Annotated in this window: 17 protein-coding genes and 1 pseudogene; 11 read left to right on the top strand and 7 right to left on the bottom strand. The window is 64.7% G+C overall.

The annotated features are described in order from the left end of the window. Window positions 1-3 precede the first annotated feature (3 nt). Window positions 4-2,964, bottom strand: a complete 2,961-nt coding sequence (locus AC56KZ_RS17750; protein WP_497163513.1) for a bifunctional diguanylate cyclase/phosphodiesterase — start codon at window positions 2,962-2,964, stop codon at window positions 4-6. Window positions 2,965-3,042: 78 nt separating this feature from the next. Further along, a complete protein-coding gene (locus tag AC56KZ_RS17745) occupies window positions 3,043-3,582 on the bottom strand; it encodes a hypothetical protein (RefSeq protein ID WP_497163512.1) in 540 nt (179 codons plus the stop codon). A gap of 143 nt (window positions 3,583-3,725) precedes the next feature. On the opposite strand from AC56KZ_RS17745, the gene AC56KZ_RS17740 reads away from it, so the two are divergent. The 4 genes from AC56KZ_RS17740 (at window position 3,726) to AC56KZ_RS17725 (ending at window position 9,404) form a co-directional block, all read left to right on the top strand. Further along, on the top strand, window positions 3,726-5,723 hold the full coding sequence (locus AC56KZ_RS17740) for an LTA synthase family protein (protein ID WP_497163511.1): 1,998 nt from the start codon (window positions 3,726-3,728) through the stop codon (window positions 5,721-5,723). Window positions 5,724-5,747: 24 nt separating this feature from the next. Continuing rightward, window positions 5,748-6,446, top strand: a complete 699-nt coding sequence (locus AC56KZ_RS17735) for a response regulator transcription factor (protein ID WP_497163510.1) — start codon at window positions 5,748-5,750, stop codon at window positions 6,444-6,446. Next, window positions 6,439-7,686 carry a sensor histidine kinase gene (locus tag AC56KZ_RS17730; RefSeq protein ID WP_497163509.1) on the top strand — a complete coding sequence of 416 codons (1,248 nt, stop codon included), beginning with the start codon at window positions 6,439-6,441 and terminating at the stop codon, window positions 7,684-7,686. Before AC56KZ_RS17735 ends, AC56KZ_RS17730 begins: the two co-directional genes overlap by 8 nt. Before the next feature lie 77 nt (window positions 7,687-7,763). Next, window positions 7,764-9,404 (top strand): phosphoethanolamine transferase, encoded by a 1,641-nt coding sequence (locus AC56KZ_RS17725; protein ID WP_497163508.1) that lies wholly within the window; start codon window positions 7,764-7,766, stop codon window positions 9,402-9,404. Between the two features lie 34 nt (window positions 9,405-9,438). Here AC56KZ_RS17725 and AC56KZ_RS17720 read toward each other — a convergent pair whose 3' ends face one another. Further along, a complete protein-coding gene (locus AC56KZ_RS17720; RefSeq protein WP_497163507.1) occupies window positions 9,439-10,587 on the bottom strand; it encodes a branched-chain amino acid ABC transporter substrate-binding protein in 1,149 nt (382 codons plus the stop codon). A gap of 157 nt (window positions 10,588-10,744) precedes the next feature. Here AC56KZ_RS17720 and AC56KZ_RS17715 point away from each other — a divergent pair, with 157 nt between their 5' ends. After that, window positions 10,745-11,197: a hypothetical protein gene (locus AC56KZ_RS17715; protein WP_497163506.1), complete on the top strand. Its 453-nt coding sequence runs from the start codon at window positions 10,745-10,747 to the stop codon at window positions 11,195-11,197. Window positions 11,198-11,283: 86 nt separating this feature from the next. Then, on the top strand, window positions 11,284-11,763 hold the full coding sequence (locus AC56KZ_RS17710) for a hypothetical protein (protein WP_497163505.1): 480 nt from the start codon (window positions 11,284-11,286) through the stop codon (window positions 11,761-11,763). Between the two features lie 80 nt (window positions 11,764-11,843). On the opposite strand, the gene AC56KZ_RS17705 is transcribed toward AC56KZ_RS17710, so the two are convergent. After that, entirely contained in the window at window positions 11,844-12,935 is a 1,092-nt protein-coding gene (locus AC56KZ_RS17705) for an alkene reductase (protein ID WP_497163504.1), read from the bottom strand. A 173-nt stretch (window positions 12,936-13,108) separates the two neighbouring features. Here AC56KZ_RS17705 and AC56KZ_RS17700 point away from each other — a divergent pair, with 173 nt between their 5' ends. Together AC56KZ_RS17700 and AC56KZ_RS17695 are read left to right on the top strand one after the other, a co-directional pair. Further along, on the top strand, window positions 13,109-14,062 hold the full coding sequence (locus tag AC56KZ_RS17700; protein WP_497163503.1) for a LysR family transcriptional regulator: 954 nt from the start codon (window positions 13,109-13,111) through the stop codon (window positions 14,060-14,062). 85 nt (window positions 14,063-14,147) lie between these two features. After that, complete coding sequence (locus AC56KZ_RS17695) at window positions 14,148-14,999, top strand: CAP domain-containing protein (protein ID WP_497163502.1); 852 nt, start codon at window positions 14,148-14,150, stop codon at window positions 14,997-14,999. A gap of 15 nt (window positions 15,000-15,014) precedes the next feature. Here the strand turns inward: AC56KZ_RS17695 and AC56KZ_RS17690 are convergent, their stop codons facing one another. Then, on the bottom strand, window positions 15,015-17,051 hold the full coding sequence (locus tag AC56KZ_RS17690; RefSeq protein WP_497163501.1) for a M13 family metallopeptidase: 2,037 nt from the start codon (window positions 17,049-17,051) through the stop codon (window positions 15,015-15,017). A gap of 300 nt (window positions 17,052-17,351) precedes the next feature. Between AC56KZ_RS17690 and AC56KZ_RS17685 the strand changes: the two genes are divergently transcribed. The 3 genes and pseudogenes from AC56KZ_RS17685 to AC56KZ_RS17675 all read left to right on the top strand — a co-directional run. Next, on the top strand, window positions 17,352-17,876 hold the full coding sequence (locus AC56KZ_RS17685) for a host attachment protein (RefSeq protein WP_497163500.1): 525 nt from the start codon (window positions 17,352-17,354) through the stop codon (window positions 17,874-17,876). Window positions 17,877-18,094: 218 nt separating this feature from the next. Then, window positions 18,095-19,726 carry a methyl-accepting chemotaxis protein gene (locus AC56KZ_RS17680; RefSeq protein ID WP_497163499.1) on the top strand — a complete coding sequence of 544 codons (1,632 nt, stop codon included), beginning with the start codon at window positions 18,095-18,097 and terminating at the stop codon, window positions 19,724-19,726. After that, window positions 19,723-19,886, top strand: a pseudogene (locus AC56KZ_RS17675) (alkylphosphonate utilization protein); the annotation flags it as partial. The gene AC56KZ_RS17680 and the pseudogene AC56KZ_RS17675, both read left to right, overlap by 4 nt. Before the next feature lie 60 nt (window positions 19,887-19,946). Here the strand turns inward: AC56KZ_RS17675 and AC56KZ_RS17670 are convergent. After that, window positions 19,947-20,612 carry a hypothetical protein gene (locus AC56KZ_RS17670; RefSeq protein WP_497163498.1) on the bottom strand — a complete coding sequence of 222 codons (666 nt, stop codon included), beginning with the start codon at window positions 20,610-20,612 and terminating at the stop codon, window positions 19,947-19,949. Window positions 20,613-20,738: 126 nt separating this feature from the next. Beyond that, entirely contained in the window at window positions 20,739-21,953 is a 1,215-nt protein-coding gene (locus tag AC56KZ_RS17665; RefSeq protein ID WP_497163497.1) for a serine hydrolase domain-containing protein, read from the bottom strand. Between the last annotated feature and the right edge of the window lies 1 nt (window position 21,954).

Here is a 21,954-nt window from a genome sequence, read left to right as displayed (position 1 = left end):
TCTTCAGGCTGCCAGCCGCACTTCAATCCGCTCGACCACCTGCAGCAAGTCTTCGGACGGCACCGGCGGGCTGAAATAATAGCCTTGCCCGATATGGCAGCCATGGGCCAGCAGCCAGTTCATCTGCTCGCGGGTTTCGACCCCCTCGGCCACGATGGTCATCTTCAAGGCATTGCCCATAGCGACGATGGCCTGGGTGAGTTTTTCCGCGTTCGCATCCTCGAGCATGCTGGCGGTAAACGACTGGTCGATTTTCAGGCACTGCAAGGGCAATTGCCGCAGGTGGCTGAGCGAGGAAAAGCCGGTGCCGAAATCATCGAGCGTGGTGGATATGCCATGCTCGTTCAGCGCCCGCAATACGCCCTGGGTCTGGCTGAGCTGGCGCATGAAGCAGGACTCGGTCACCTCGATTTCCAGGGCGGCGGGCGGCACTTTATATTCCTCAAGTAACTGGTTGAAATAGTCCACCAGGTTGGGCGACAGGATATCGGCGATCGAGAGATTGATGGCGACCGGCAGCATCGGCAGGCCGCTGGCCTGGCGGCGCGCCTGTTCCGCAATGGCGTTGCGAATGACCCAGCGGTCGATCTCGATGATCTGGTCGCTGTTTTCGGCGATCGGAATAAAGGAACCGGGAGTGTTTTGACCGCGAGTCGGATGATTCCAGCGCACCAGCGCCTCTAGGCCGACTACTTTGCGGGTGATCAGGTCGACCTTGGGCTGGAACACCAGCGACAGCTGGTCCCGGACCACCGCTTCGTTCAGGTCGCGTTCGAGCAGGTAATAATCGAGCTGGTTCTCCGCCATCGCCGTCTCGAACACCACGCTGCGGCTGCGGCCCTGGGATTTCGCCTGGTACAGCGCCAGGTCGGCGTGGCGCAGCAGTTCGCTCACGGAATGACCATGACCGGGCGGGATCGCAATACCCACGGAAATTCCCAGCCGCAGCTGTTGGCCGTTGACCTCGAAGGGGGTGGCCACCGCCTGGTGCAGGCGCTCGGCGAAGGTCAGGGCAATCGCCGGGGTCGGATGCGGGATCTGCAGCAGCAGCATGAATTCGTCGCCGCCCAGCCGCGCCAGCAGGTCGAATTCGCGCATTACGGCCTTCAGCCGCAAGCTCAGGTGCTGGAGCACCTGGTCCCCGGTTTCATGGCCATAGGTGTCGTTGATCTTCTTGAAATGATCCAGGTCGAGCAGCATCAGGGCCGTGTTGTATTGGCCGTCTTCCAGGCGCCGCGAGACCTCGTCTTCCATCGCGCGCCGGTTGTACAGTCCGGTGAGATGGTCATGGTGGGCCCGGTAATGCAGGGTTTCCTGCATCTTCCGGTTGCTCTGCAATTTGTCCACCTCGCTCAGGATCTGCAGCAGGTTTTGCAGGGCGTCGGCAGCCATCTGCTCCCAGCGCTCCGAATGGCCCCGCACCGACTCCTGCCAGGCAGCAAACGAGCGGCGTGGCTCGAGTCGCACCTGGCCATCGGGAAGCGCCACCAGGGACTTGACCGGCTCGCCGCCCCAGCGCACTTCGCGCACCGTTTCCTTGCGCGTCATGAAACAGAAAATGATGTCCTCAACATGGCGTTGCGCCAGCAACAGGCCGGCCGCTTCCGGCAGGAACACGAGGGAGCGCTTCCTGGACGTGAGCAGGTCGTCGATCATCTGCACGTGCGGGCTGCGGCTCTGGGCATCCAGCCGCGCCGCGACCTCGTCGAGGATCTGGTGCGTGGAGCCATGGCGCTCGCCCGGCCCGCCGACATACGCAAGCGTACCGATGCGCACACCCAGGTTGTCCGCATTAAATGCCGACAACAGCCTGGGCAGCCAGACGTCGAGTACGGAGGGAATATCGCCGTCCTGGATCAGGGCCTGGTGAAACTGGTTGAGCAAACGATCGAGCGTCAGGCGCTGGCGCACCGATTCCAGGTGCGACAGCGCCTCGATGCGCATGTTCGTGATTTCGGCCAGCAATTCACAGACTTGGCGCATGCCTTCCCTGAGCTGGTAGGGGGGCGTCCTGGGCTGGTGATGATGGCAGGCGATCAGTCCCCACAGCTTACCGTCGCACACGATCGACAGGGTCATCGTGGCGCGCACGCCCATATTCCGCAAATACGACAGGTGCACCGGCGACAGGCCGCGCAACATGCAATGGGACTGGTCGAGCGCTTCCCCGCCGGGCAACAGTGGCGGCACCAGCGTATCCATCGACGCTTCCACGTCGGCCAGCACGCGCAGCTTGTTGATGAGATAGAGCGCGCGTGCCTGCGCCGGAATGTCGGAAGGGGGAAAGCGCAAGCCCAGGTATTTGGACTCGTAATCTTCGGAGGTATGCTCGGCCACGATTTCACCGCCGCCATCGGGCAGGAAACGGTAGATCATGGCCCGGTCGAAGGTGCTGATTTCCTGGATGACCTTGACACACTCGCTGAAAAACGAATCCAGTCCGGCGGCGCGGCGCAAACGCCCGATCACCTCCCCGAAATCGGTGAGTATCTGGTTCTGGCGCCGTACTTCGTCGAGGTTGCCATTCACGGGCAGCCATTCCAGCAGGGCCCTACCCTGGCGCCGGTGGCCAAGGCATTCCCACTGACTGGCGGCCTGATCCGCCTGCAAGGATGAAGCGGGCAGCGCGGTCTGTTCGAAGCGCGGGCGCCAGGGCAAGGCCACCAGGTGCGATTCCGGCAGCGATTGCAGGCCCGGTTCAAGGGAGGCGCCATCGGGTGGTTCGCGCTCGTCGATGGCGGCAATCCAGTCGGACAGCGGCCGGGAGAGCAGGTCGTGGGCATCCTGCAGGCCGGGCCAGTGGCGCACGATGCCGGCGGACACCTGCACGATGCACCCGCTCGCCAAGTCCACGACCATCAGGAAACCATAGGACTGCACCGTACCCAGCAGATGGATCGGCTCCAGAGCGCAGGATCGCTCCAGTTCTACCGGAATGGTGTCGCCATGAACATCCGGGTTCATGCTCTGCAACTCCCTGCCACGACAGACTAATCGCAGCCAATAAAGTTCAGACCTACTGCACGAGCGTTGGTTCCGGCGCTAGCCAGGCGTGCGCTTCAATACGAATTCCGCACGCGGCTTCGCATGCCGCTCCAGGCGATAGTGCAACTCGTTTCCATCCTCGCTGACGCTGACGGTCCAGACATTGGTTTCTGCTCCTGGAACCATTTTAGCGGTAAGGCCGTCGGCCAGGAAGGACTGGGTGCGTGCCGTGCCGCCCTCCTTCGCCATGCCGCCGTACATCGTCACCGCGTCAGGCGTGCCGTCCGGATGGCGGTGATCGTGCCGCAGTTCCAGCCCGGCCGCTCCACGGGTGAAGATCCAGGTGCGCGAGCGATTTTCGCCGACCAGCACCGGCATGCGCACGCCAGCCGCGCTGCAGACGACCTGGGTCGATATCTTCTTGCCGGCGAAATCGTTGTTGGGGTCGATCGCATAGGCCTGCGCCCCTTCGAAGCGCTGGCCGCACATGCCTTGCAAGGTCGCCATGAAAGCGTCGCGCGGGTCGGGCGGGGCCTGGGGTGCGGCACAGCCGGCCGCAAGGCAGGCGGCTGCGAGGAGGGATGGCAAGGATTTCATGGGGCTCCGGAAATGGTGTTGAACAAGCGACCCTAGCATACGCATCCCGGCCAGGTCCGGGTTTAACGGGAATTTAACCGCAGCTTAACGGGTCCGAGACACGGCGCCCGCTAACATGGGCCGATTTTCCGCACATCGAGCACATGAACCACGCACCCGCCGCCTGTCTTCCCGCCCAGCGCCTTGCCACCCGGGCCGAAACACGCTGGTGGCACCGGGCCGGTCCCTTTTTGAACCTGTTCTACCTGCTGGCGGGTGGACTGGCGATGCTGTCGCTGTCGCGCATCGCCCTCGTAGCCTGGCAACACGAGCGGGTGGCTGCGGCCGGCATGTTCGGTGAAATTTTCGTGCAGGGCGTGCGTGCCGACCTGATCTTGCTCGGCTACTTTCTCGTACTTCCCCTGCTGCTCGCGCCCTTCCTGGCGCACCGGCGCAGCGCGCGCCTGTGGGCCGGGCTGAGCGCGTGGTGGACGACCTTTGCGCTGGTGTTCATCGGTTTCATGGAACTGGCCTCGCCCCAATTCATCATGCAATACGATGTGCGGCCGAACCGCCTGTTCGTCGAATACCTGGCCTACCCGGCCGAAGTGTTCGGCACCCTGTGGCACGGTTACCGCCTGGCCCTGCTCCTGACGATCGGGGCCACCCTGCTGCTGGCCTGGGCCTTGCACCGGACGCTGCAACGCGCGTCGGATCGGATGACGATGTGGCCCGCCAAAAAGCTGCTGCTGACCTGGCCCCTGCTGGTGCTGGTAGCGCTGGTGCAGATCCGCTCCACGACGGCGCACCGCCCGGCCAATCCGGCGATGTTCGCACTGAGCGGCGACGCGCTGGTCAATTCGCTGGTCATCAATTCGGCGTGGTCGGTGCTCGATGCGATCGCTTCGCTGCGCAAGGAAGCCAGCTCTTCGGAAATCTATGGCAGCATGCCGCGCGAACAGATACTGGCCGAAGTCACCGCCGCGCCATGGCTGAACGGCTACCGCTTCACGAATCCCGAGCTTCCCACCCTGCATTTCCAGCAAGCCGCCGTTTCCCGCAAAAGGCCGCTCAACCTGGTCATCGTGCTCGAGGAAAGCCTAGGCGCCACCTTCGTGCAATCGCTGGGCGGCTTGCCCGTCACGCCGGAACTGGAAAAGCTCAAGCACGAGGGCTGGTGGTTCGAGCAGCTGTATGCCACCGGCACGCGCTCGGTACGCGGCATCGAGGCGGTGGTGGCCGGCTATGCGCCGACCCCGGCGCGCAGCGTGGTAAAACTGTCGCTGGCGCAGCAGAATTTCTACACGCTGGCGCTCGGCCTGGGCAAGCAGGGCTACCAGACCGAGTTCGTGTACGGCGGCGAAGCGCACTTCGACAACATGCGCTCCTTCTTCACCGGTAACGGTTTCCAGAATGTCGTGGACCGGCGCCAGATGCAGCCGCGCTTCGAGGGCAGCTGGGGCGCCTCCGACGAAGACCTGTTCGATACGGCCCTGGTGCGCCTGCGTCACTTGCATGCGCAAGACAAGCCCTTCTTCAGCCTGATCTTCACGTCCTCGAACCATGAACCGTTCGAATTCCCGGACGGTAAAATCGCGCTGCACGACCCGGTCAAGCAGGGCGTCAACAATGCGGTCAAGTATGCCGACCATGCACTGGGCAAATTCATTCGCGCGGCCAAGGAGCAGGACTACTGGCGCGATACCGTGTTCCTGATCGTCGCCGACCACGACAACCGGGTCTACGGCGACAGCCTGGTGCCGATCAAGAAATTTCATATCCCCGGCCTGATCCTCGGCGCCGGCATTCAACCGCGCCGGATCAAGACGATGGCCAGCCAGATCGACCTGGGCCCGACGCTGCTGTCGCTGCTTGGCGTCTCCAGCACGCATCCGATGATCGGGCGCGACCTGAGCCAGGGCAGCACTGCGCCAGGAAGGGCGATGCTGCAGTTCGATAACTCTTTCGCCTGGCTGGAAGGGTCTTCCGCCACCATCCTGCAGCCCGGGAAGCAGCCCTTGCAGGGCGATTACGACGCCGCCAGCGGCAAGCTGGTGCTCGGCGCCGCCGCTCCCGGCAAGGCAAACGTCGACCGGGCGATGGCGCATGTCATGCTGCCCTCGCTGCTCTACCGCGAGCAGCGCTACCGGCTGCCGAAATAGCGGCGGCGCCTCTATAATCACCCGATGCGCATCCTGATTATCGAAGACAACGCCGACATCGTCGCCAACCTGTACGGATTTCTCGAGCCGAAGGGCTATGTGCTCGATTCGGCGCCGAATGGCTATGGCGGGCTGGCGCTCGCCAGCGAGCACGACTATGACGCGATCGTGCTCGACGTGATGCTGCCCGGCCTGAACGGCCTCGAGATGTGCCAGAAACTGCGCGGCGAACTGCGCAAGAACACGCCGGTGCTGATGCTGACCGCGCGCGATACCCTCGAGGACAAGGTGGCCGGCTTCGACAGCGGCGCCGACGATTACCTGGTCAAGCCGTTCTCGCTGGTCGAGCTCGAAGCGCGCCTGAAGGCCCTGGTGCGCCGCGCGCGCGGCGCCGGCACCGCCAGCGCCGTGCTGACCGTCGGCGACCTGGTCTTCGACACCGAAACCTTCCAGGCCAGCCGTGCCGGAACGCCGCTGGCGCTGACCAGGACCGGCTACACGATCCTCAAGCTCCTGATGCGGGAAACCCCGAAAGTGGTGCTGCGCGACCGGATCGAACACGCACTGTGGGGCGACAACCCGCCCGACACCGATGCCTTGCGGGTGCATATCCACGCGCTGCGCCAGGCACTCGACAAACCCTTCCCGCAGCCGATGCTGCATACCATCGCCAAGGTCGGCTACAAGCTCGTCCCGGCCGCACCGGATCCGGCCGATGCATAAAGCTGCGTCCCTGCGGCGGCGCATCACCCGTGCCTACCTGACCTTTGCCGTCATCTCGTCGGTGTTCTTCGCCATCATCGCGGCCATCGCGGTCGAGGGAATCGAGATCGAGCTGGTCGATGAACGCCTCGAAGAAGTCGCGGCCTGGGCCGGCCCGCGCAGCGCCGGCGCACTCCCGGTCGACCTGCCGGCCGGACTCAGTTATCACCATGGCGCCGGCATTCCACATTCCCTGCGCGCCCTGCCCGAGGGCGTGCATGAGGTGACGGTGGACGGCGTCGACCTGCACGTGCTGCGCGGACGCGACGGCAGGGGCGAATGGGCCGTCGTCGACCACGCCAGCGCCTACGAGCAGATCGAACTGGTCGTGTATTCGATGTTCGCCGTCGCCTTCCTCGGCTTCATGGGCTTTGCCGTGGCCCTGGGACGCTTTCTCGGCAACCGGATCGTCGACCCGATCGTGGAACTGGCCGAAGCGGTGGAACAACGTGCTCCGCGGTTACCGCTGCAGGATCGCCAGGACGAACTCGGCCTGCTGGCGCGTACCATCACCGGCCATACGGCGGAGCTGAATCAATTCCTCGACCGCGAACGCTTTTTCACCGGCGACGTCAGCCACGAGCTGCGCACGCCCCTGACCATCATTACAGGTGCGGCCGAGCTGCTGCTGGAGCAGGCAAGACACGATCCGGCGCTGTATGCGCCGGCCGACAGGATCTACCGCGCCGCACGCAGCGCCAGCGACGTCACCTCGATGCTGCTGCGCCTGGCGCGTTCGCCCGAGCAGCTGGAGTGGACGGCGATGCCGGCCGCGGCGCTCGCCAGCGCCGAGGTAGCCCGTTGCCAGGGGCTGGTGGCGAACCGCCAGGTCGTGCTGCGCTATGCCGGCGGCGACGATTTTCTCGTGCACGGCGTGCGCGAGCTGGTGCTGGCCGCGATCGGCAACCTGGTACGCAACGCCTGCCAGTACACCGAGCACGGCCTGGTCGAAGTCCGGCTCGAAGGCAGCAGCGTGGTGGTCGAGGATACCGGTCCCGGACTGCCGCAGGGCGCCCGTGCGCGCCTGCGCAAGGAACCGATGCCGGAGGGCGAGCGCGGGTCGTCCGGAACCGGGCTCGGGCTGGGACTGGTCCAGCGCATCTGCGCCCACCTCGGCGCCGACCTGATCCTCCGCGAGCGGGTAGGCGGTAGCTGTATCGAGCTGCGTTTCCCCCCGGAGCCGGACGCCAGGCGTGCTTAACCTGGTCTTAACCGCCTCTTGACGCGGGGTTTACCGGCCTGCGGGTAGTGTGGAAGCTTCGAAACGAAGCCTATCCAGTGAACATTCCCGCCCTCCCCCGCCTCAGCGCTTCCCTGCTGACGCTGCTGTGCTCCATCTTCCTGGTCCTGGTCGATAACCTGAAATTCTGGAAAGCGTTTGCCTTCGCCACCGGCGGACTTCACCTCGCCAAGCTGCCGATCTGGCTGGGCGCTTTTGCCTTGCTGGTACTGTTTTTTAATGCCCTGCTTTCGCTGCTCAGTTTCAGGTACCTCATCAAGCCGGTGTTGATCGCGCTGTTCCTGAGCGCCGCATTCGCCTCCTATTTCATGAACCACTACGGGGTCGTCATCGATGCCGCGATGGTCCAGAACGTGTTCGAGACGGATGCCGGCGAAGCCTACGAGCTGTTGAACTGGCAGATGCTGCAAAGCGTCACCCTGCTCGGCATCCTGCCTTCCCTCGTGGTATGGCGGCTGCCGCTGCGTTTCCCGCCGCTGCGGCGCAGCCTGCAGCTGCAGCTGGGCACGGTGGCGCTGTCGCTGATCGCGATCGTGGTCCTCTTGATGCTGCTGTTCAAGACGCTGGCGCCGGCCGTGCGCGAGCACCGCGAGCTGCGCTTCCTGCTGACGCCGACCAACCTGTTCCAGGCCAGTCACAGCTACCTGAAACGCAAAGGGACAAGGCCAAGTGTCATGGCCCCGCTCGGCACCGACGCGGTCAAGGGCATGGCGTGGAACGCGGGTCCGCATCGGAAAACGGTGACCGTGATCGTGGTGGGCGAGACGGCGCGCGCCATGAATTTCTCGCTCAACGGCTACGGCCGCCAGACCAATCCGCTGCTGTCGAGGCAAGCCGGACTGATCAATTTTCGGAAGGTCAGTTCGTGCGGGACCGCGACCGCGGTGTCGCTACCCTGCCTGTTTTCCCATTTCGGGCGCAGCGCCTACACGGCGGACAAGGCGAACAGCCAGGAAGGCTTGCTGGACGTACTGGCCCATGCCGGCTTCAAGGTCCTGTGGCGCGACAATAATTCCGGATGCAAGGGCGCCTGCGACCGCATCGCGTATGAAGACTGGACCGCGCCGGGCCCCGGCGACCCCCTCTGCGATGGCGAGGAATGCCATGACGAACGGCTGCTGCGCGGCCTGCCGCAGCGCATTCGCGACAGCACGCAAGACATGGTGATCGTCCTGCACCAGAAGGGCAGCCATGGTCCGGCCTACTGGAAACGCTACCCGGAACGCTTCGGTAAGTTCGGCCCCGTGTGTCGTACCACCGAGCTCGACCACTGCTCACAGGAATCCATCGTGGCGGCCTATGACAACACGATCCTGTACACGGATTATTTCCTCAGCCAGACGATCGACCTGCTGCGTGCCGCGGCTGGCGAGGGGGCCGATACGGCCATGCTGTATGTGTCCGATCATGGCGAGTCGCTGGGCGAGCACAACCTGTACCTGCATGGCGCGCCCTGGATCATTTCGCCGCCCGAACAGCGTCAGGTGCCGATGATGCTCTGGCTGTCCGACGGCTTTCGCACACGCTTCCATATCAATCCGGCCTGCCTGGCGGCGCGCACCGGCCAGGAATTCTCGCACGACCATGTCTTCCACTCGGTACTGGGACTGCTGAACGTCAGTACCGCCGTCTACAATCCCAAGCTCGATCTGGTGCAGCCCTGCACCAGCAAGACCTGAGCCGGGCCGGCGTCAGCCCGGCACGCGGCGCCTGTTAACGCAGCACCTGCAGCTTGGTCTTCTTGCCCTGGCGGTAGGTGTACAAGGTCAGCGCCGCGTTGCGCAGGTCGCCTTTCGGATCGAAGGCGATGCTGCCGGTGATGCCCTCGTGCCTGGTCTGCGCCAGCGCCGGCAGGAACCTGGCCGGGTCCACCGAACCGGCTTTCTGCATGGCGGCGGCGAACACCATGGTCGCGTCGTAGGCGTACGGCGCATAGGTCTGCACTTCCATCTTGTAACGCTGGCGGTAGCGCTCGTTGAAAGCGTGAAAACCGGCTTCCTGCGCGCCGCTGACGCCGCCGGCCACCACGCAAAACACCTTGTCCTCGCCGAGCGCGTCGCCGGCCAGCTGCGGCAGCTTTTCCGAGCAGATGCCGTCGCCGGCAACCATTTTCGCGCGCAGTCCGAGCGCCTTCATCTGCTTGAGCATGGGGCCGGCGACGGCATCCATGCCGCCATAGAAAATCACGTCCGGGTCGCGCGCGCGGATCTGGGTCAGGATGGCGTTGAAATCGGTTGCCTTGTCGTGGGTGAACTGGCGGCTGACGATGGCGGCGCCGCTCGCCGGGCCGGCGCGTTTGACGCCCTTGATGAATTCGTCGGCCAGGCCCTGGCCGAAGGCGGTGCGGTCGTCGATGACGGCGATCTTGCGCGCTTTCATGGTCACGATCGCATGGTTTGCCAGCGTGCTGCCGACCAGGTTGTCGTTGGCCACGACCCGGAACGCGGTCTTGAAACCCTGGTTCGTGTAGAGCGGCGTGGTGGCAGCCGGCGAGATCTGCGGGATACCGGCGTTCGCATAGATTTTCGAGGCCGGCACCGTCGGCCCCGAGTTCAGGTGGCCCACCACCGCCGCCACCTTGGCGTCGACCAGCTTCTGGGCGACCGCGGTGCCGGTCCTGGGATCGCTGGCATCGTCCTCGGGCTGCAGGACCCACTGGATTTTCTGGCCGCCGATGACGATGCCCTTGGCGTTGAGCTCGTCGATCGCCATGCGCGCGCCATTTTCGATGTCCTTGCCCTGGTGGGCGCCGGGGCCGGAGAGCGGCGAGGCGGTGCCGATCCGGACGACCTGTTGCGCGTGGACGGATGAGGCAATGCTTGAGGCGAACAGGCAGGCTGAGACGATGGCGCGAAGTCGCATGGTGGATTCCCGGATTAGTTGCACCAATTGTAATGCCGGACGGATGTATGACTCGAAGCAATCGTGTGCGTGGCAAGCGGACGCCGCAAGCGGGCGACTTCCCCCGCCCGATTAATGTTATATTTCGGACAATAATTTTCAGCAACTAGGATAGTCGATGAATACCAGGAACATCATGTGCATGGCCAGCCGCCTGGGGAGTGTGCTCATACTGGCCGCCATGGGCGGCTGCGCGTCCATGACTTCCGGCGACGACCAGGTAGTCTCGGTGGAAACCTATTCCGCGGCCGGCCCCGTGACCGGCGCCAACTGCAAACTGCAGAACAAGAAGGGTTTTTATTACCTGACCACGCCCGGCAGCCTGCGCGTGATGCGTGCCGATGGCGACCTGACCGTCACCTGCGACAAAGCGGGCTTGGCGACCAGCATCGTGCGGGTCAAATCGACACTGGGCTACACGGTGGCCGGCAACATCCTGTTTCCGATCGGCGCCATGGTCGATGTCGCCAGCGGCGCCGCTTATGGCTATCCCGCCCTGGTGCGCGTCATGATGAATGCGCCCGGGGCACAGGCGACGGCGATGGCGCCGGCAAAGGCTGGCATAAACTAAATATTTGCAACTATTGGTATTCTTTTGTGCAATAATTTTCCCATAAGAATTAGCCGGCAAAGTCTGGCATTACTAGGGAGATGGAAATGAGCACGAAGAAAATGATCCGTACGAGCGCCTGCCTTGGTGCCATGCTGGCTTTTGCCGGCCTGACCGGCTGTGCATCGATCGTGAACGGCACCAACCAGGTCGTCTCGGTGGAAACCCGCGCGGCGGCAGGCAGCGTCAGCGGCGCCAGCTGCAAGCTGCAGAACGACAAGGGCGTGTACTACGTCACCACGCCGGGCACCGTCACCGTGCACCGCGCCTACGGCGACATGGTCGTCACCTGCGACAAGTCGGGCCTGCCGACCACGAGCGCGACCTTCAAATCCTCGACCAAGGCGATGCTGGCCGGGAATATCATCTTCGGCGGCGCGATCGGCGCCGGTGTCGACATGGCCTCCGGCGCGGCCTACGATTACCCTGCCCTGCTGCAGATCATCATGAAAGACGGCATCAACGACGCGACCGCCACTACCTTGCCTGCGCCGGCCGCAACCGCGCCCGTGGGCGGTTCGAACTAAGGCAAGCAACACCGCGCGACGGCGGTAGCCAAAAAAAATGCCAACCCTCGGGTTGGCATTTTGCGTTCTCGACCGGGCGCTTATGCCGCCTGGTCCAGCGTCGGGTAGTCGGTGTAGCCGACTTCGCCCGGCGTATAAAAAGTCTGCGGGTTCGGCTGGTTCAGCGGCGCATCCTGCTGCAGGCGCTGCACCAGGTCCGGGTTGGCGATGTAGAGGCGGCCGAAGGCCACCGCATCGACCTGACCGGATTCGACCGCGTCGATCGCCATCTCACGCGTGTACCCATTGTTGGCGATGTAGGTACCCTTGAAGGCCTGGCGTGCCCATGCGAAATCGAAACCCGGCACGTCGCGCGGGCCGCCGGTGGCGCCTTCGATGAAGTGGATGAAGGCGATGCCGCGCTTGTTCAATTCCTCGACCAGGTAGGCGAACACGGCTTGCGGATTGCTGTCCGACAGGTCGTTGGCCGGCGTCACCGGCGACAGGCGGATACCGACGCGTCCGGCGCCAATCTCCGCCACTACGGCGTCGACGACTTCCAGGGCGAAGCGGCAGCGGTTTTCGATCGAACCGCCGTATTCGTCGGTGCGCCGGTTGGCGCCGTCGCGCAGGAACTGGTCGATCAGGTAGCCATTCGCGCCATGCAATTCGATGCCGTCGAAACCGGCGCGGATCGCGTTCGCGGCGCCACGGCGAAATTCCTCGACGATGTCCTTGATTTCATCGAGCGCCAGCGCGCGCGGCTCGACCACGTCGACCTTGCCGGCGCGGGTATAGGCGGTCACGTTCGGCGCCACCGCCGACGGGGCGATCGGCTGCGCGCCGCCGGTCAGGTGCGGGTGGGTCACACGGCCGACGTGCCAGATCTGGGCGACGATTTTCGAACCCGCGTCGTGCACGGCCTGGGTGATCGGCTTCCAGCCTTCGACCTGGGCATCCGAATAAATACCGGGCGTGGCCATATAGCCCTTGCCGATTGGCGACACCTGCGTGCCTTCGCTGATGATCAGGCCGGCGTTGCTGCGCTGGCGATAGTATTCGACGTTCATGGGGCTGCCCGGCACGTCGCCGGCCGGCTCGTCGGCGCGGCTGCGCGTCAGGGGAGCCATCACGACACGGTTCGCCACATGGATATCGCCGATACGGGTGGGTTGAAAGAGTTTCTGGGTCATGTGCTGCTCCATTTCCATAAAGTTGCCTGATTCGGGGGCCGCCGGTCGCACAACCCTCTTGGGGGCAAGCGCCGGCGGCCACTACAATGAACAGTATGAGTATTCCTGAGGCAGATAGGTAGGCCGCACGAATGATATGATCTATTCCTGACAGGAATAGATGGAGGCGCTGCATGGATCGGCTGCAACTGATGGAAACTTTCGTGCGGGTCGTCGAAACCGGGAATTTCTCGGCCGTCGCGCGCGAGGGCCGCAGCACCCAGTCCAGCATCAGCAAGCAGGTGCAGGCACTGGAAACCATGCTCGGGGCCAAGCTGCTGGTGCGCTCGACGCGCAGCCACGCCCTGACCGAAGCGGGCAAGCGTTACTACGAGCGCTGCCGCCAGGTGCTCGACACGCTCGAAGAAGCACGGGTCGAGATCCAGCGCACCGAAAACGAGATTTCGGGGGTGCTGCGGGTAGCGGCGCCGGTCTCCTTCGGGCGCCTGCACATCGTGCCGCGCCTGGGCAGCTTTTTTGCGCGCTACCCGAAACTGAAGGTCGACCTGCAGCTGGACGACAGTTTCGTCGACCTGGTCGTCGGCGGCATCGACGTGGCGTTTCGGGTCGGTGAACTGAAGGACAGCCGGCTGATCGCGCGCCGCATCGGCACCGCCCACCGCGCCGCCCTCGCCTCGCCCGCCTATCTTGCGCAGCACGGCGAACCGCAGCATCCGCATGAGCTGCGCGAGCACCAGTGCATCGTCTACACCGGACTGGCCAACCTGAACGAATGGCGTTTCCAGGATGAGGCGGGTAACCAGCACACGGTGCATGTCGCCGGCCACCTGCAGTCGAACAGTTCGGAAGCGATCCGCCAGGCCGTGGTCGAGGGTCTCGGCATCTGCTACACGCCGCAATGGGTATATGGCGACGACATCCGCGCCGGGCGCGTCAAACCGATCCTGACGCGCTACCGGCTGCCGCCGCTGCCGCTGAACGTGGTGTTCCAGCCGGCGCGCCGGCCCTCGCTCAAGATCGGCCACTTCGTTTCCTTCTTTGCCGACGCCTTCTCGCGCGATCCGGACATTTCGCCGATGCTGGCCGGCCAGGAGGGCGACGCACTCGGCGGCTTTGGAGAAGCTTAAGGGGCGCTTGCGCCGATTGTCGGGCACGCCACAGCGCGGTATGCTGGCGGCCAGACCCACTTGCGCCCGCCGATTCGCGATGCCGATGTTCCGCTCGATTTGCACCTCCATGATGGCGCTTGGCGTCCTGGCGCCCGGCATGGCCCACGCCCAGCCCGATGCCGGCCTCGTCGCCCTGATCAACGACTACCGCGCCGCGCCCGCGCGCTGCGAAGGACGGCGCCTGGCGCCGGCGCCGCCCCTGCGTGCGAACGCCGCGCTGGCGCGGGTGCGCATCGGCGCCGGCAGCTTTCCCGAATCGGCCCTCTCGGACCTCGGTTATCATGCGGCCCGTTCCGAGGTGATCCATGTCGGCGGAACGCTCGACCCGGCTGCCGTGATGGACGTGATCCGCCAGCCCTATTGCCGTGCGCTGCTCAATCCCGACGTCAGCGAAATCGGCGCCACCCGCCGCGGCGACCAATGGACGATCGTGCTGGCGCGGCCGATGTCGCCGCTGGCCCTGCCCGGCCAGGAAGCCATGGGCCTGCAGATCCTCGACGCCGTGAACCAGGCACGCGCTGTTCCGCGCAGCTGCGGCGCACGCACCTACGGCGCGGCCCCGCCATTGGCCTGGAACGGCGCACTGGCCGCCGCAGCGATCACGCACAGCCGCGACATGGCGGCGCACCGCCATTTCAGGCACACCGGAACGGATGGCAGCGAAGTCGGTACGCGCGCCGAGCGCGCCGGCTACCGGTGGCGCCTGATCGGAGAAAACATCGCGGCCGGGCAGGTCTCAGGCCAGGAGGCGGTGGCCGGCTGGCTCGACAGCCCGGGCCACTGCGCCAACCTGATGAACCCGGCCTTCGTCGAGATGGGCGCGGGTTACGACATTCGCCGGGCGAAGATGCCCGGGTTTGCCTACTGGACCCAGGTGTTCGGGGTACCGAGGTAAACCCGCGATTTCCCCTTACCAGAAAATGACGCGCTGGTCCGGCGCCAGGTACATCTTGTCGCCCGGTTTCACGTCGTAGACTTCGTAGAAGCCCGGGTGGTTGCGCATGCTGCCGTTGACGCGGAATTCCGACGGCGAGTGCGGATCGGACTTCACTTGCGAGATCAGGGCGGCGTCGCGCGCCTTGCCGCGCCGGGCCTGGGCCAGGCCCATGAACAGGCGCTGCTCGGCCGTGAAGCCGTCGATGACCGGCGCTGGTTTGCCGGCCAGGTAGATTTTATAGGCGCGGCTGGCCATGATGGCGCCGGCGTTGTCGGCGATGTTTTCGCCCAGCGTCAGTTCGCCATTCACCTTGTAGCCGGCCAGCGGGCTGTAGGCGCCGTACTGGGCCACCAGCACCTTGCCGCGCGCCGCGAATTTTTCCGCGTCTTCCTTGGTCCACCAGTTGCGCAGGTTGCCGTCGCCGTCGAACTGCGAACCCTTGTCGTCGAAAGCGTGGCTGATCTCGTGGCCGATCGAGATACCGACCGAGCCGTAGTTGACGGCCGGTTCGGCATCGGCGTCGTACAGCGGATACTGCAGGCGCGCGGCCGGGAACACGACTTCGTTCAGGGTCGGGCTGTAATAGGCGTTGACGGTCTGCGGCGACATGCTCCAGGCGGCGCGGTCGACCGGTTTGCCCAGCTTGGCGATGCTGTACTGGTGGCCGAATTCGCGCGCGCGCAGCACGTTGCCGACCAGGTCGCCCTTGTCGATTGCCAAGCTCGAGTAATCGCGCCACTTGTCCGGGTAGCCGATCTTCGCCTTCATCTTCGACAGTTTCAACTGCGCCTGCTTCTTGGTGTCCTCGCTCATCCAGTCAAGGGTCTGGATGCCTTCGCGGAAGGCGATCACGAAATTCTTCACCATCGCTTCGACCTGCTGCTTGCGCTCCGCCGGGAAGTGCTTCTCGACATAGACCTTGCCGACGATTTCGGCGAGGTCGCGGTTGACCTGGGCAATGGCGAGTTTTTCGATCGTGCGGTTTTCCCTGGCGCCCGACAGCACGGCGCCGCGGAAGGCGAAGCTCTCGTCCACAAAAGGCTGCGACAGGTAGGACGCATAGCTGCTGAGCAGGCGGAATTCGAAATACGGTTTCCACACCTCGAGCGGCGTGCTGGCGATCAGCTTGTCCAGGCCGGCCAGGTAGCTCGGCTGGTTGACGATCAGCGAGTCAACCTTGCCGTGCACGCCCGTTCCCCTGGCAAAGGCAGTCCAGTCGAAATTCGGCATCAAGGCCTTCAACTGCGCGTACGACAGCTTGTTGTAGCGCTTGACCGGGTCGCGGTTTTCGACGGCGCTCCACTGGATGCGCGCGATCTCCGTTTCCAGGGCGACGACCTGCGCAGCCTTGGCAGCAGCATCCGTGTGGCCGGCCAGCGCCAGCATCTTTTCGATGTGGGCCTGGTACTTGCCGGCGATGTCTTTCAGGCGCGCGTCGTCCTGCAGGTAGTAATCGCGGTTCGGCAGGCCCAGGCCCGACTGGCCGATGCCCACGATCAGGCGGGTCGAATCGCGGTTGTCCTGGCCCACATACATGTCGAGCGGCGCGCCGGCGCCGATGCGCGCGAAGTGCGCGCTCAAGGCGGCGATGCCCTGCTTGTCCTTCAGCGCATTCACGCGCGCCAGTTCCTTCTTCAAAGGCGCCAGGCCCAGCGCATCGCGGCGCGCCTGGTCGATGTAGCTGCTGTAGTAGTCGCCCATCTTCTGCGCCTGAGATCCAGGCTTGGCGCCCTTCGCCGCCGCGGCGCCTTCGATGATGGCGCGGACCTGGCCCTCGACCTTGTCCTGGGCGACGTTGAAGGCGCCCCAGCTCGAACGGTCGGACGGGATGTCGACGTCTTTCAGCCATTTGCCCTGGCTGTAACGGAAGAAGTCGTCCTGTGCGCGCACGCCGGTATCGACCGCCGCGACGTCGACGCCGGAGACGGCAGTGGCGGGAGGTGCGGCGACCGCGTGGGAGGCGACGGCGAACAGCCCGGCGATCAGGGTGCTGCACAAAGTGGGCTTCATGGTGTCTCCGGCTTGGAATGGTTGTGAACCGGAGGATGCTAATCCAAATGGCAGAGCCTGCCAAGAGCGGCCGGCGCCGGCGCCGCTTCCCGCGTGCGTCGGGGTTCGATACCCCGATGCTATACTCAAATCACGCGACGATCGGCATGCAGATGCACCGAGGCGCACAGCCGGGTCGCGCTGGTGGAAGCTCGATTCATCCGTATGCGATCGCCGGTCGATATCTGTTGCGCTCGATCTCCAGCCTGTTCGGGCGGGATCGAACATCATTCACGATTCATACTATTGACAGGGGGTAGCATGCCAACAACCTGGATTATCACGGCCAACGCCGGCCGGGCACGATTCTTTTCCGAGAACGATCCAGCAGAACCACTCAAGGAACTGCAAGATATGGTGAACAGCGGCGCGCGCACGCGCACCCAGGAAACCGAGACCGACAGGCTGGGACCGAAGGCGGCGGGCAGTAGCAGCCACAGCATCGGCAGCGCCCAGAGCGGCGCGGCGGTTCACAACAATGCCCCGAGCGGTGGCGCTTCCGGCGCCCCGACCTCGATGTACGAGCCGAACCAGACGCCTGCCGAACACGAAACCGAGCTGTTCGCGAAAGACATCTCGAAATTCCTGATGAAATCCCATCAGGAAGGACTGTTCGACCGCATCGTGCTGTCGGCCTCGCCGCAATTTCTCGGCTCGCTGCGCGCCAACTTCGATCCGCACCTGAAGCCGCTGATCAAGACGGAATTCAACAAGGACTACACGCACGTCGCTCCCCACCAGCTGCGCGACCAGCTACAGGCACAACAGGCCAAGTCGGAAGGCTGACGCCCGGCCAGGCTGTTGTCCATGACGCCAACCGCTGCCGGTTGGCGTTTTTTTTCGCCCGCTTGTTCCGTTGTCCTACCGCCACGTTGAAAACTAAATGCTGGCCAATTGTGTAATTTTTCGCGACCGCGTTCACATTAAATGCAAGAATCAGTGAGATTTCCACACGGAAATACCATTCATTCATTCATCCCATTCCAGGGATTGCAAGGTCGTCCATGAACCTGAACAACTATAAAATCCGCACCCTCCTCATTGCCGGCTTCGGCACGGTCCTGGCATTGATGCTGGTGCTGGTCGGCGTCAGCCTGGCGCAGAACCATAAAATCGGTGCCCTGAATACGCGCCTCCTCGGCGAAAGCACGGCCCATACCGACCGCCTGGATGAGTGGCTGTCGATTATCGAAGTCAATGCCACGCGCACGCTGGCGGTCGCCAAACTGGCCGACCCGGAAACCGAAAAATTATTCATGGATGCAATGGCGGCCTCGTCGAAACGGGCCGACGTGCTGCAGGCGGCCACCAAGGAAACGGTTGCCGGCGACCCGGCCGCCAACGCCTTGTTTGCGGAAATCCTCACCACGCGTGAAGCCTATCGCGACGCGCGCAAGAAGGCATTCAAGCACAAGGCCGATGGCGAGGTCGAGGCCGCCGCGAAGTTCTTCGAGGCGGACATGGTGCCGAAAGTACGCAATTACGTCGACAGCGTGCGCCGCCTGGTGGCTTACCAGAAGACGGCGATGAGCGCCGACGGCGCGGCGATTACCGGCGCCTTCGAGTCGGCGCGCCATATCCAGCTTGGCTTGTCGGCAGTTGCGCTGCTGGCCGGAATTGCGTTCGCCACCTTCATCGGCCGTGCGATTGCGCTGCCGGTGCGCGCGGCACTGGTAGTGGCGCAGACGGTCGCCAAAGGCGACCTGAGCAGCCACATCGAAGCCGGGGGCGCCAGCGAGACCGGCGCACTGATGGGTGCGCTCAAGGAAATGAACGAGAATCTGGTCGGCATCGTCGGCCAGGTCCGCAGCGGCACCGAAACGATCGCCAGGGCGGCCGACGAAATCTCGGCCGGCAATTTGGAACTGTCGGCGCGTACCGAGCAGCAGGCCAGTTCGCTGGAAGAGACCGCTTCCTCGATGGAAGAGCTGACCTCGACCGTCCGCCAGAATGCCGACAATGCCCGCGAGGCCAATGCACTGGCGCAATCGGCGTCCAGCGTGGCCGGCCGCGGCGGCGCCACCGTCGAGCGCGTGGTGCAGACGATGGACGCGATCACCACGTCCTCGAAGAAAATCGTCGACATCATCGCCGTCATCGACGGCATTGCTTTCCAGACGAATATCCTGGCCCTGAATGCGGCCGTCGAAGCGGCGCGCGCCGGCGAGCAGGGCCGCGGCTTTGCCGTCGTCGCCTCCGAAGTGCGCACCCTGGCCGGACGGTCGGCCAGCGCCGCCAAGGAAATCAAGTCCCTGATCGGCGACTCGGTCGACAAGGTGGAAGAAGGCAGCCGCCTCGTGTCGGAAGCCGGCGCGACGATGCAGGAAATCGTCGCGAGCATCAGCCGCGTGACCACGATCATGTCGGACATCGCCTTGGCCAGCCAGGAACAATCGGTCGGCATCGAGCAGGTGAACGAGGCGATCACGCAGATGGACCAGGTCACGCAGCAGAATGCGGCGCTGGTGGAGGAAGCGGCCGCCGCATCGGAAGCGATGCGCGAGCAGGCATATGCACTGTCGCAGGTGGTCTCGACCTTCCGCTTCGACAAACTTGACGCCAGCCCGGCCGCTGCGGGGGCCGGAAAAGCAAGGACCGGCGAACGCGAGAGCCTGGCCCTGCGCTACGCGGCATGACCGTGATCAAGGACCTGAAACCGAAGGCTCCGGCGGCGTCATCAAGCAGGGAACGAAGGTCAGGAATATCCGCCTGGTCGACGGCGACCACGATATCGACTGCAGGATCGACGGCTTCGGGGCGATGAGCCTGAAATCGGAATTCGTTCGCAAGGTGTGAACGGCGGCCTGAGCGAACAAAAACACCAGCCCTCGGCCGGTGTTTTTTTTCCGCGCCGGTTCAGTAGCTGCGGCCGGTAGTGCCGGTGCTGGTGCCGGTGGTGCCGGTGGTGCCCGAGGTGCCGCTGGTGCCAGTAGTGCCGCTGGTGCCGCTGGTGCCAGTCGTGCCCGAGGTGCCGCTGGTGCCAGTCGTGCCCGAGGTGCCGCTGGTGCCGACGCCCTTGGCGCCGCCGCCCGTCCCCGTTGCGCCGCTGCCGCCTGTCTCGGTGCTCGTGCCGGAACTGCCTTCCATGCCGGAGGCGCCGCTGGTGCTGCCGCCCGTGCCTACGCCCTTGGCGCCGCCGGCCGTGCCCATCGCACCGCTACTGCCCATCTCGCCGCTCGTCGCCGCGCCGCCGCTTGTGCCAGTTGTGCCGCTTGTGCCGCTTGTGCCGCTTGTACCACTGGTGCTGCTGTCGGCGCCGCTGGTGGCGCCGGTGCCCGCTGCGCCGCTCGCGCTGCCGGCCGTACCGCTGGAGCCGGTCGCACTGCTGCTGCTCGAGCCGCTCTGGCCGGACTTGCTCTTCTTCTGCTTCTTCTTGCTCTTGCTGGTGTCGCTGGTCCTACTCTGATCGCTTGCCTGCGCACCTGCGCTGCCACTCGTCTGGGCGCTGGCGTTGAACGACAGGCTCAGCGCGGCCGCGACCGAGGCGCCAAGCAGTGTTTTAACTAGTTTATGCATTTTCATGTCTTTCTCCTAATATCCTGGGGGCTAAAAAACTCAACAATATCAATGACATGCGAGACAGGCGAGTGTAGGGAGGTCGACACGGGGGCAGCGCACGCTAGCCCTCTGGAAAGTAAAAACCGGCGTTCAGGGACGCGTTACCGCCTGCGCCGCGAGGGTGCCGAGCTGCGTGTAGAGCGGCAAGACATTGCCCTTGTCGTCAGGATAAACACGGTTCGACAGGAAGACATAAAAGCTGCCCGAGGCGGGATCGATCCACAGCACGCAGCCGGTAAAACCCATGTGGCCGTAACTGCCCAGCGGGAACAGGGTTCCGCGCGGACGCTGTGCGAACGGGGAATCGATGTCCATGCCCATGCCACGCAAGGCGCTCATGCCAGGCGGAGTCTGCCTTGTGGCCAGCAGGCGCACGCTTGCCTGCGACAGCACCCTGACGCCATCGAGCTCGCCCCCTTGCACCAGCATGCGCGCATAGCGGGCAATGTCGTGCACGGTGCTGAACACGCCGGCCGACCCGGCCACGCCGCCCATCCGGCGCACCGTCGGGTCGTGCACCACGCCTTGCAGGGTGGCGCCCGCGGGCACGTCGCCGTGCGGCGCGGCCGGGCCGCCGGCCGGCGCCTGGTGCGTCGGCGCGATGCGCTGCGCGGGCAGGCGCCTTAGCGGCAGGTAACCGGTGTGCGTCATGCCAAGGGGCAGGAAGATACGCTGCCGGGCGAACTCGTCGATCGGCATGCCGGACACACGCCGCACCAGCTCGCCGAGCAGCACGTAATTGACGTCGGAATAGGTAAACAAGCTGCCCGGCGCCTGCTTCAGGGGCTGGGCACAGGCCAGCGCCACGGCGGCGGCAGCGCCGCTCCAGGGCGGGCCATTCGGCTCGATGCTGGCGCGCAGCCCGGCGGGCAGGCCGGAAGTATGCGTCAGCAGGTGGCGGATCGTGATCGCGTCGCGGCCAGCCCCGGCGCACTCGGGGATATACCGGACGACGCTCGCCTCCAGATCGAGCTTGCCGTCCTCGTGCAGCAGCAGGATGGCCGGCGCCGTGGCCAGCACCTTCGACAGCGAGGCCGCATCGAAGACGGTATCGACCATGGTGCGCGGCGCATCGGGCGCATGGGTGAGGCGACCGTAGGCCCGTTGATAGATGGCGCCGCCGCGCTCGAGGTAGAACACGGCGCCCGGGGTCTGGCGATCGGCGATGGCGGCTGCGACGGCGGCGTCGATGCGCGCGAACTGGCTGCCGTCGAGTTTCGCAGGCGGGCTGGCGCAGCCGGTGGCAAGCAGCGCCAGACCGGCGCCGGCGCCGGCGAGAATAAGCTTCCTTGTTTGACGACGCATG

Source organism: Telluria sp. LT2P34 (assembly GCF_059685915.1).
Note: the sequence above shows the minus strand (reverse complement) of the source record. Positions and strands in the feature narration are given on the sequence as shown.

Coding starts and splice junctions, on each gene's coding strand:
- AC56KZ_RS17750 (WP_497163513.1), bottom strand. CDS start 2,964: ATGAACCCGGATGTTCATGGCGACACCATTCCGGTAGAACTGGAGCGA.
- AC56KZ_RS17745 (WP_497163512.1), bottom strand. CDS start 3,582: ATGAAATCCTTGCCATCCCTCCTCGCAGCCGCCTGCCTTGCGGCCGGC.
- AC56KZ_RS17740 (WP_497163511.1), top strand. CDS start 3,726: ATGAACCACGCACCCGCCGCCTGTCTTCCCGCCCAGCGCCTTGCCACC.
- AC56KZ_RS17735 (WP_497163510.1), top strand. CDS start 5,748: ATGCGCATCCTGATTATCGAAGACAACGCCGACATCGTCGCCAACCTG.
- AC56KZ_RS17730 (WP_497163509.1), top strand. CDS start 6,439: ATGCATAAAGCTGCGTCCCTGCGGCGGCGCATCACCCGTGCCTACCTG.
- AC56KZ_RS17720 (WP_497163507.1), bottom strand. CDS start 10,587: ATGCGACTTCGCGCCATCGTCTCAGCCTGCCTGTTCGCCTCAAGCATT.
- AC56KZ_RS17715 (WP_497163506.1), top strand. CDS start 10,745: ATGAATACCAGGAACATCATGTGCATGGCCAGCCGCCTGGGGAGTGTG.
- AC56KZ_RS17710 (WP_497163505.1), top strand. CDS start 11,284: ATGAGCACGAAGAAAATGATCCGTACGAGCGCCTGCCTTGGTGCCATG.
- AC56KZ_RS17705 (WP_497163504.1), bottom strand. CDS start 12,935: ATGACCCAGAAACTCTTTCAACCCACCCGTATCGGCGATATCCATGTG.
- AC56KZ_RS17700 (WP_497163503.1), top strand. CDS start 13,109: ATGGATCGGCTGCAACTGATGGAAACTTTCGTGCGGGTCGTCGAAACC.
- AC56KZ_RS17695 (WP_497163502.1), top strand. CDS start 14,148: ATGTTCCGCTCGATTTGCACCTCCATGATGGCGCTTGGCGTCCTGGCG.
- AC56KZ_RS17690 (WP_497163501.1), bottom strand. CDS start 17,051: ATGAAGCCCACTTTGTGCAGCACCCTGATCGCCGGGCTGTTCGCCGTC.
- AC56KZ_RS17685 (WP_497163500.1), top strand. CDS start 17,352: ATGCCAACAACCTGGATTATCACGGCCAACGCCGGCCGGGCACGATTC.
- AC56KZ_RS17680 (WP_497163499.1), top strand. CDS start 18,095: ATGAACCTGAACAACTATAAAATCCGCACCCTCCTCATTGCCGGCTTC.
- AC56KZ_RS17670 (WP_497163498.1), bottom strand. CDS start 20,612: ATGAAAATGCATAAACTAGTTAAAACACTGCTTGGCGCCTCGGTCGCG.
- AC56KZ_RS17665 (WP_497163497.1), bottom strand. CDS start 21,953: ATGCGTCGTCAAACAAGGAAGCTTATTCTCGCCGGCGCCGGCGCCGGT.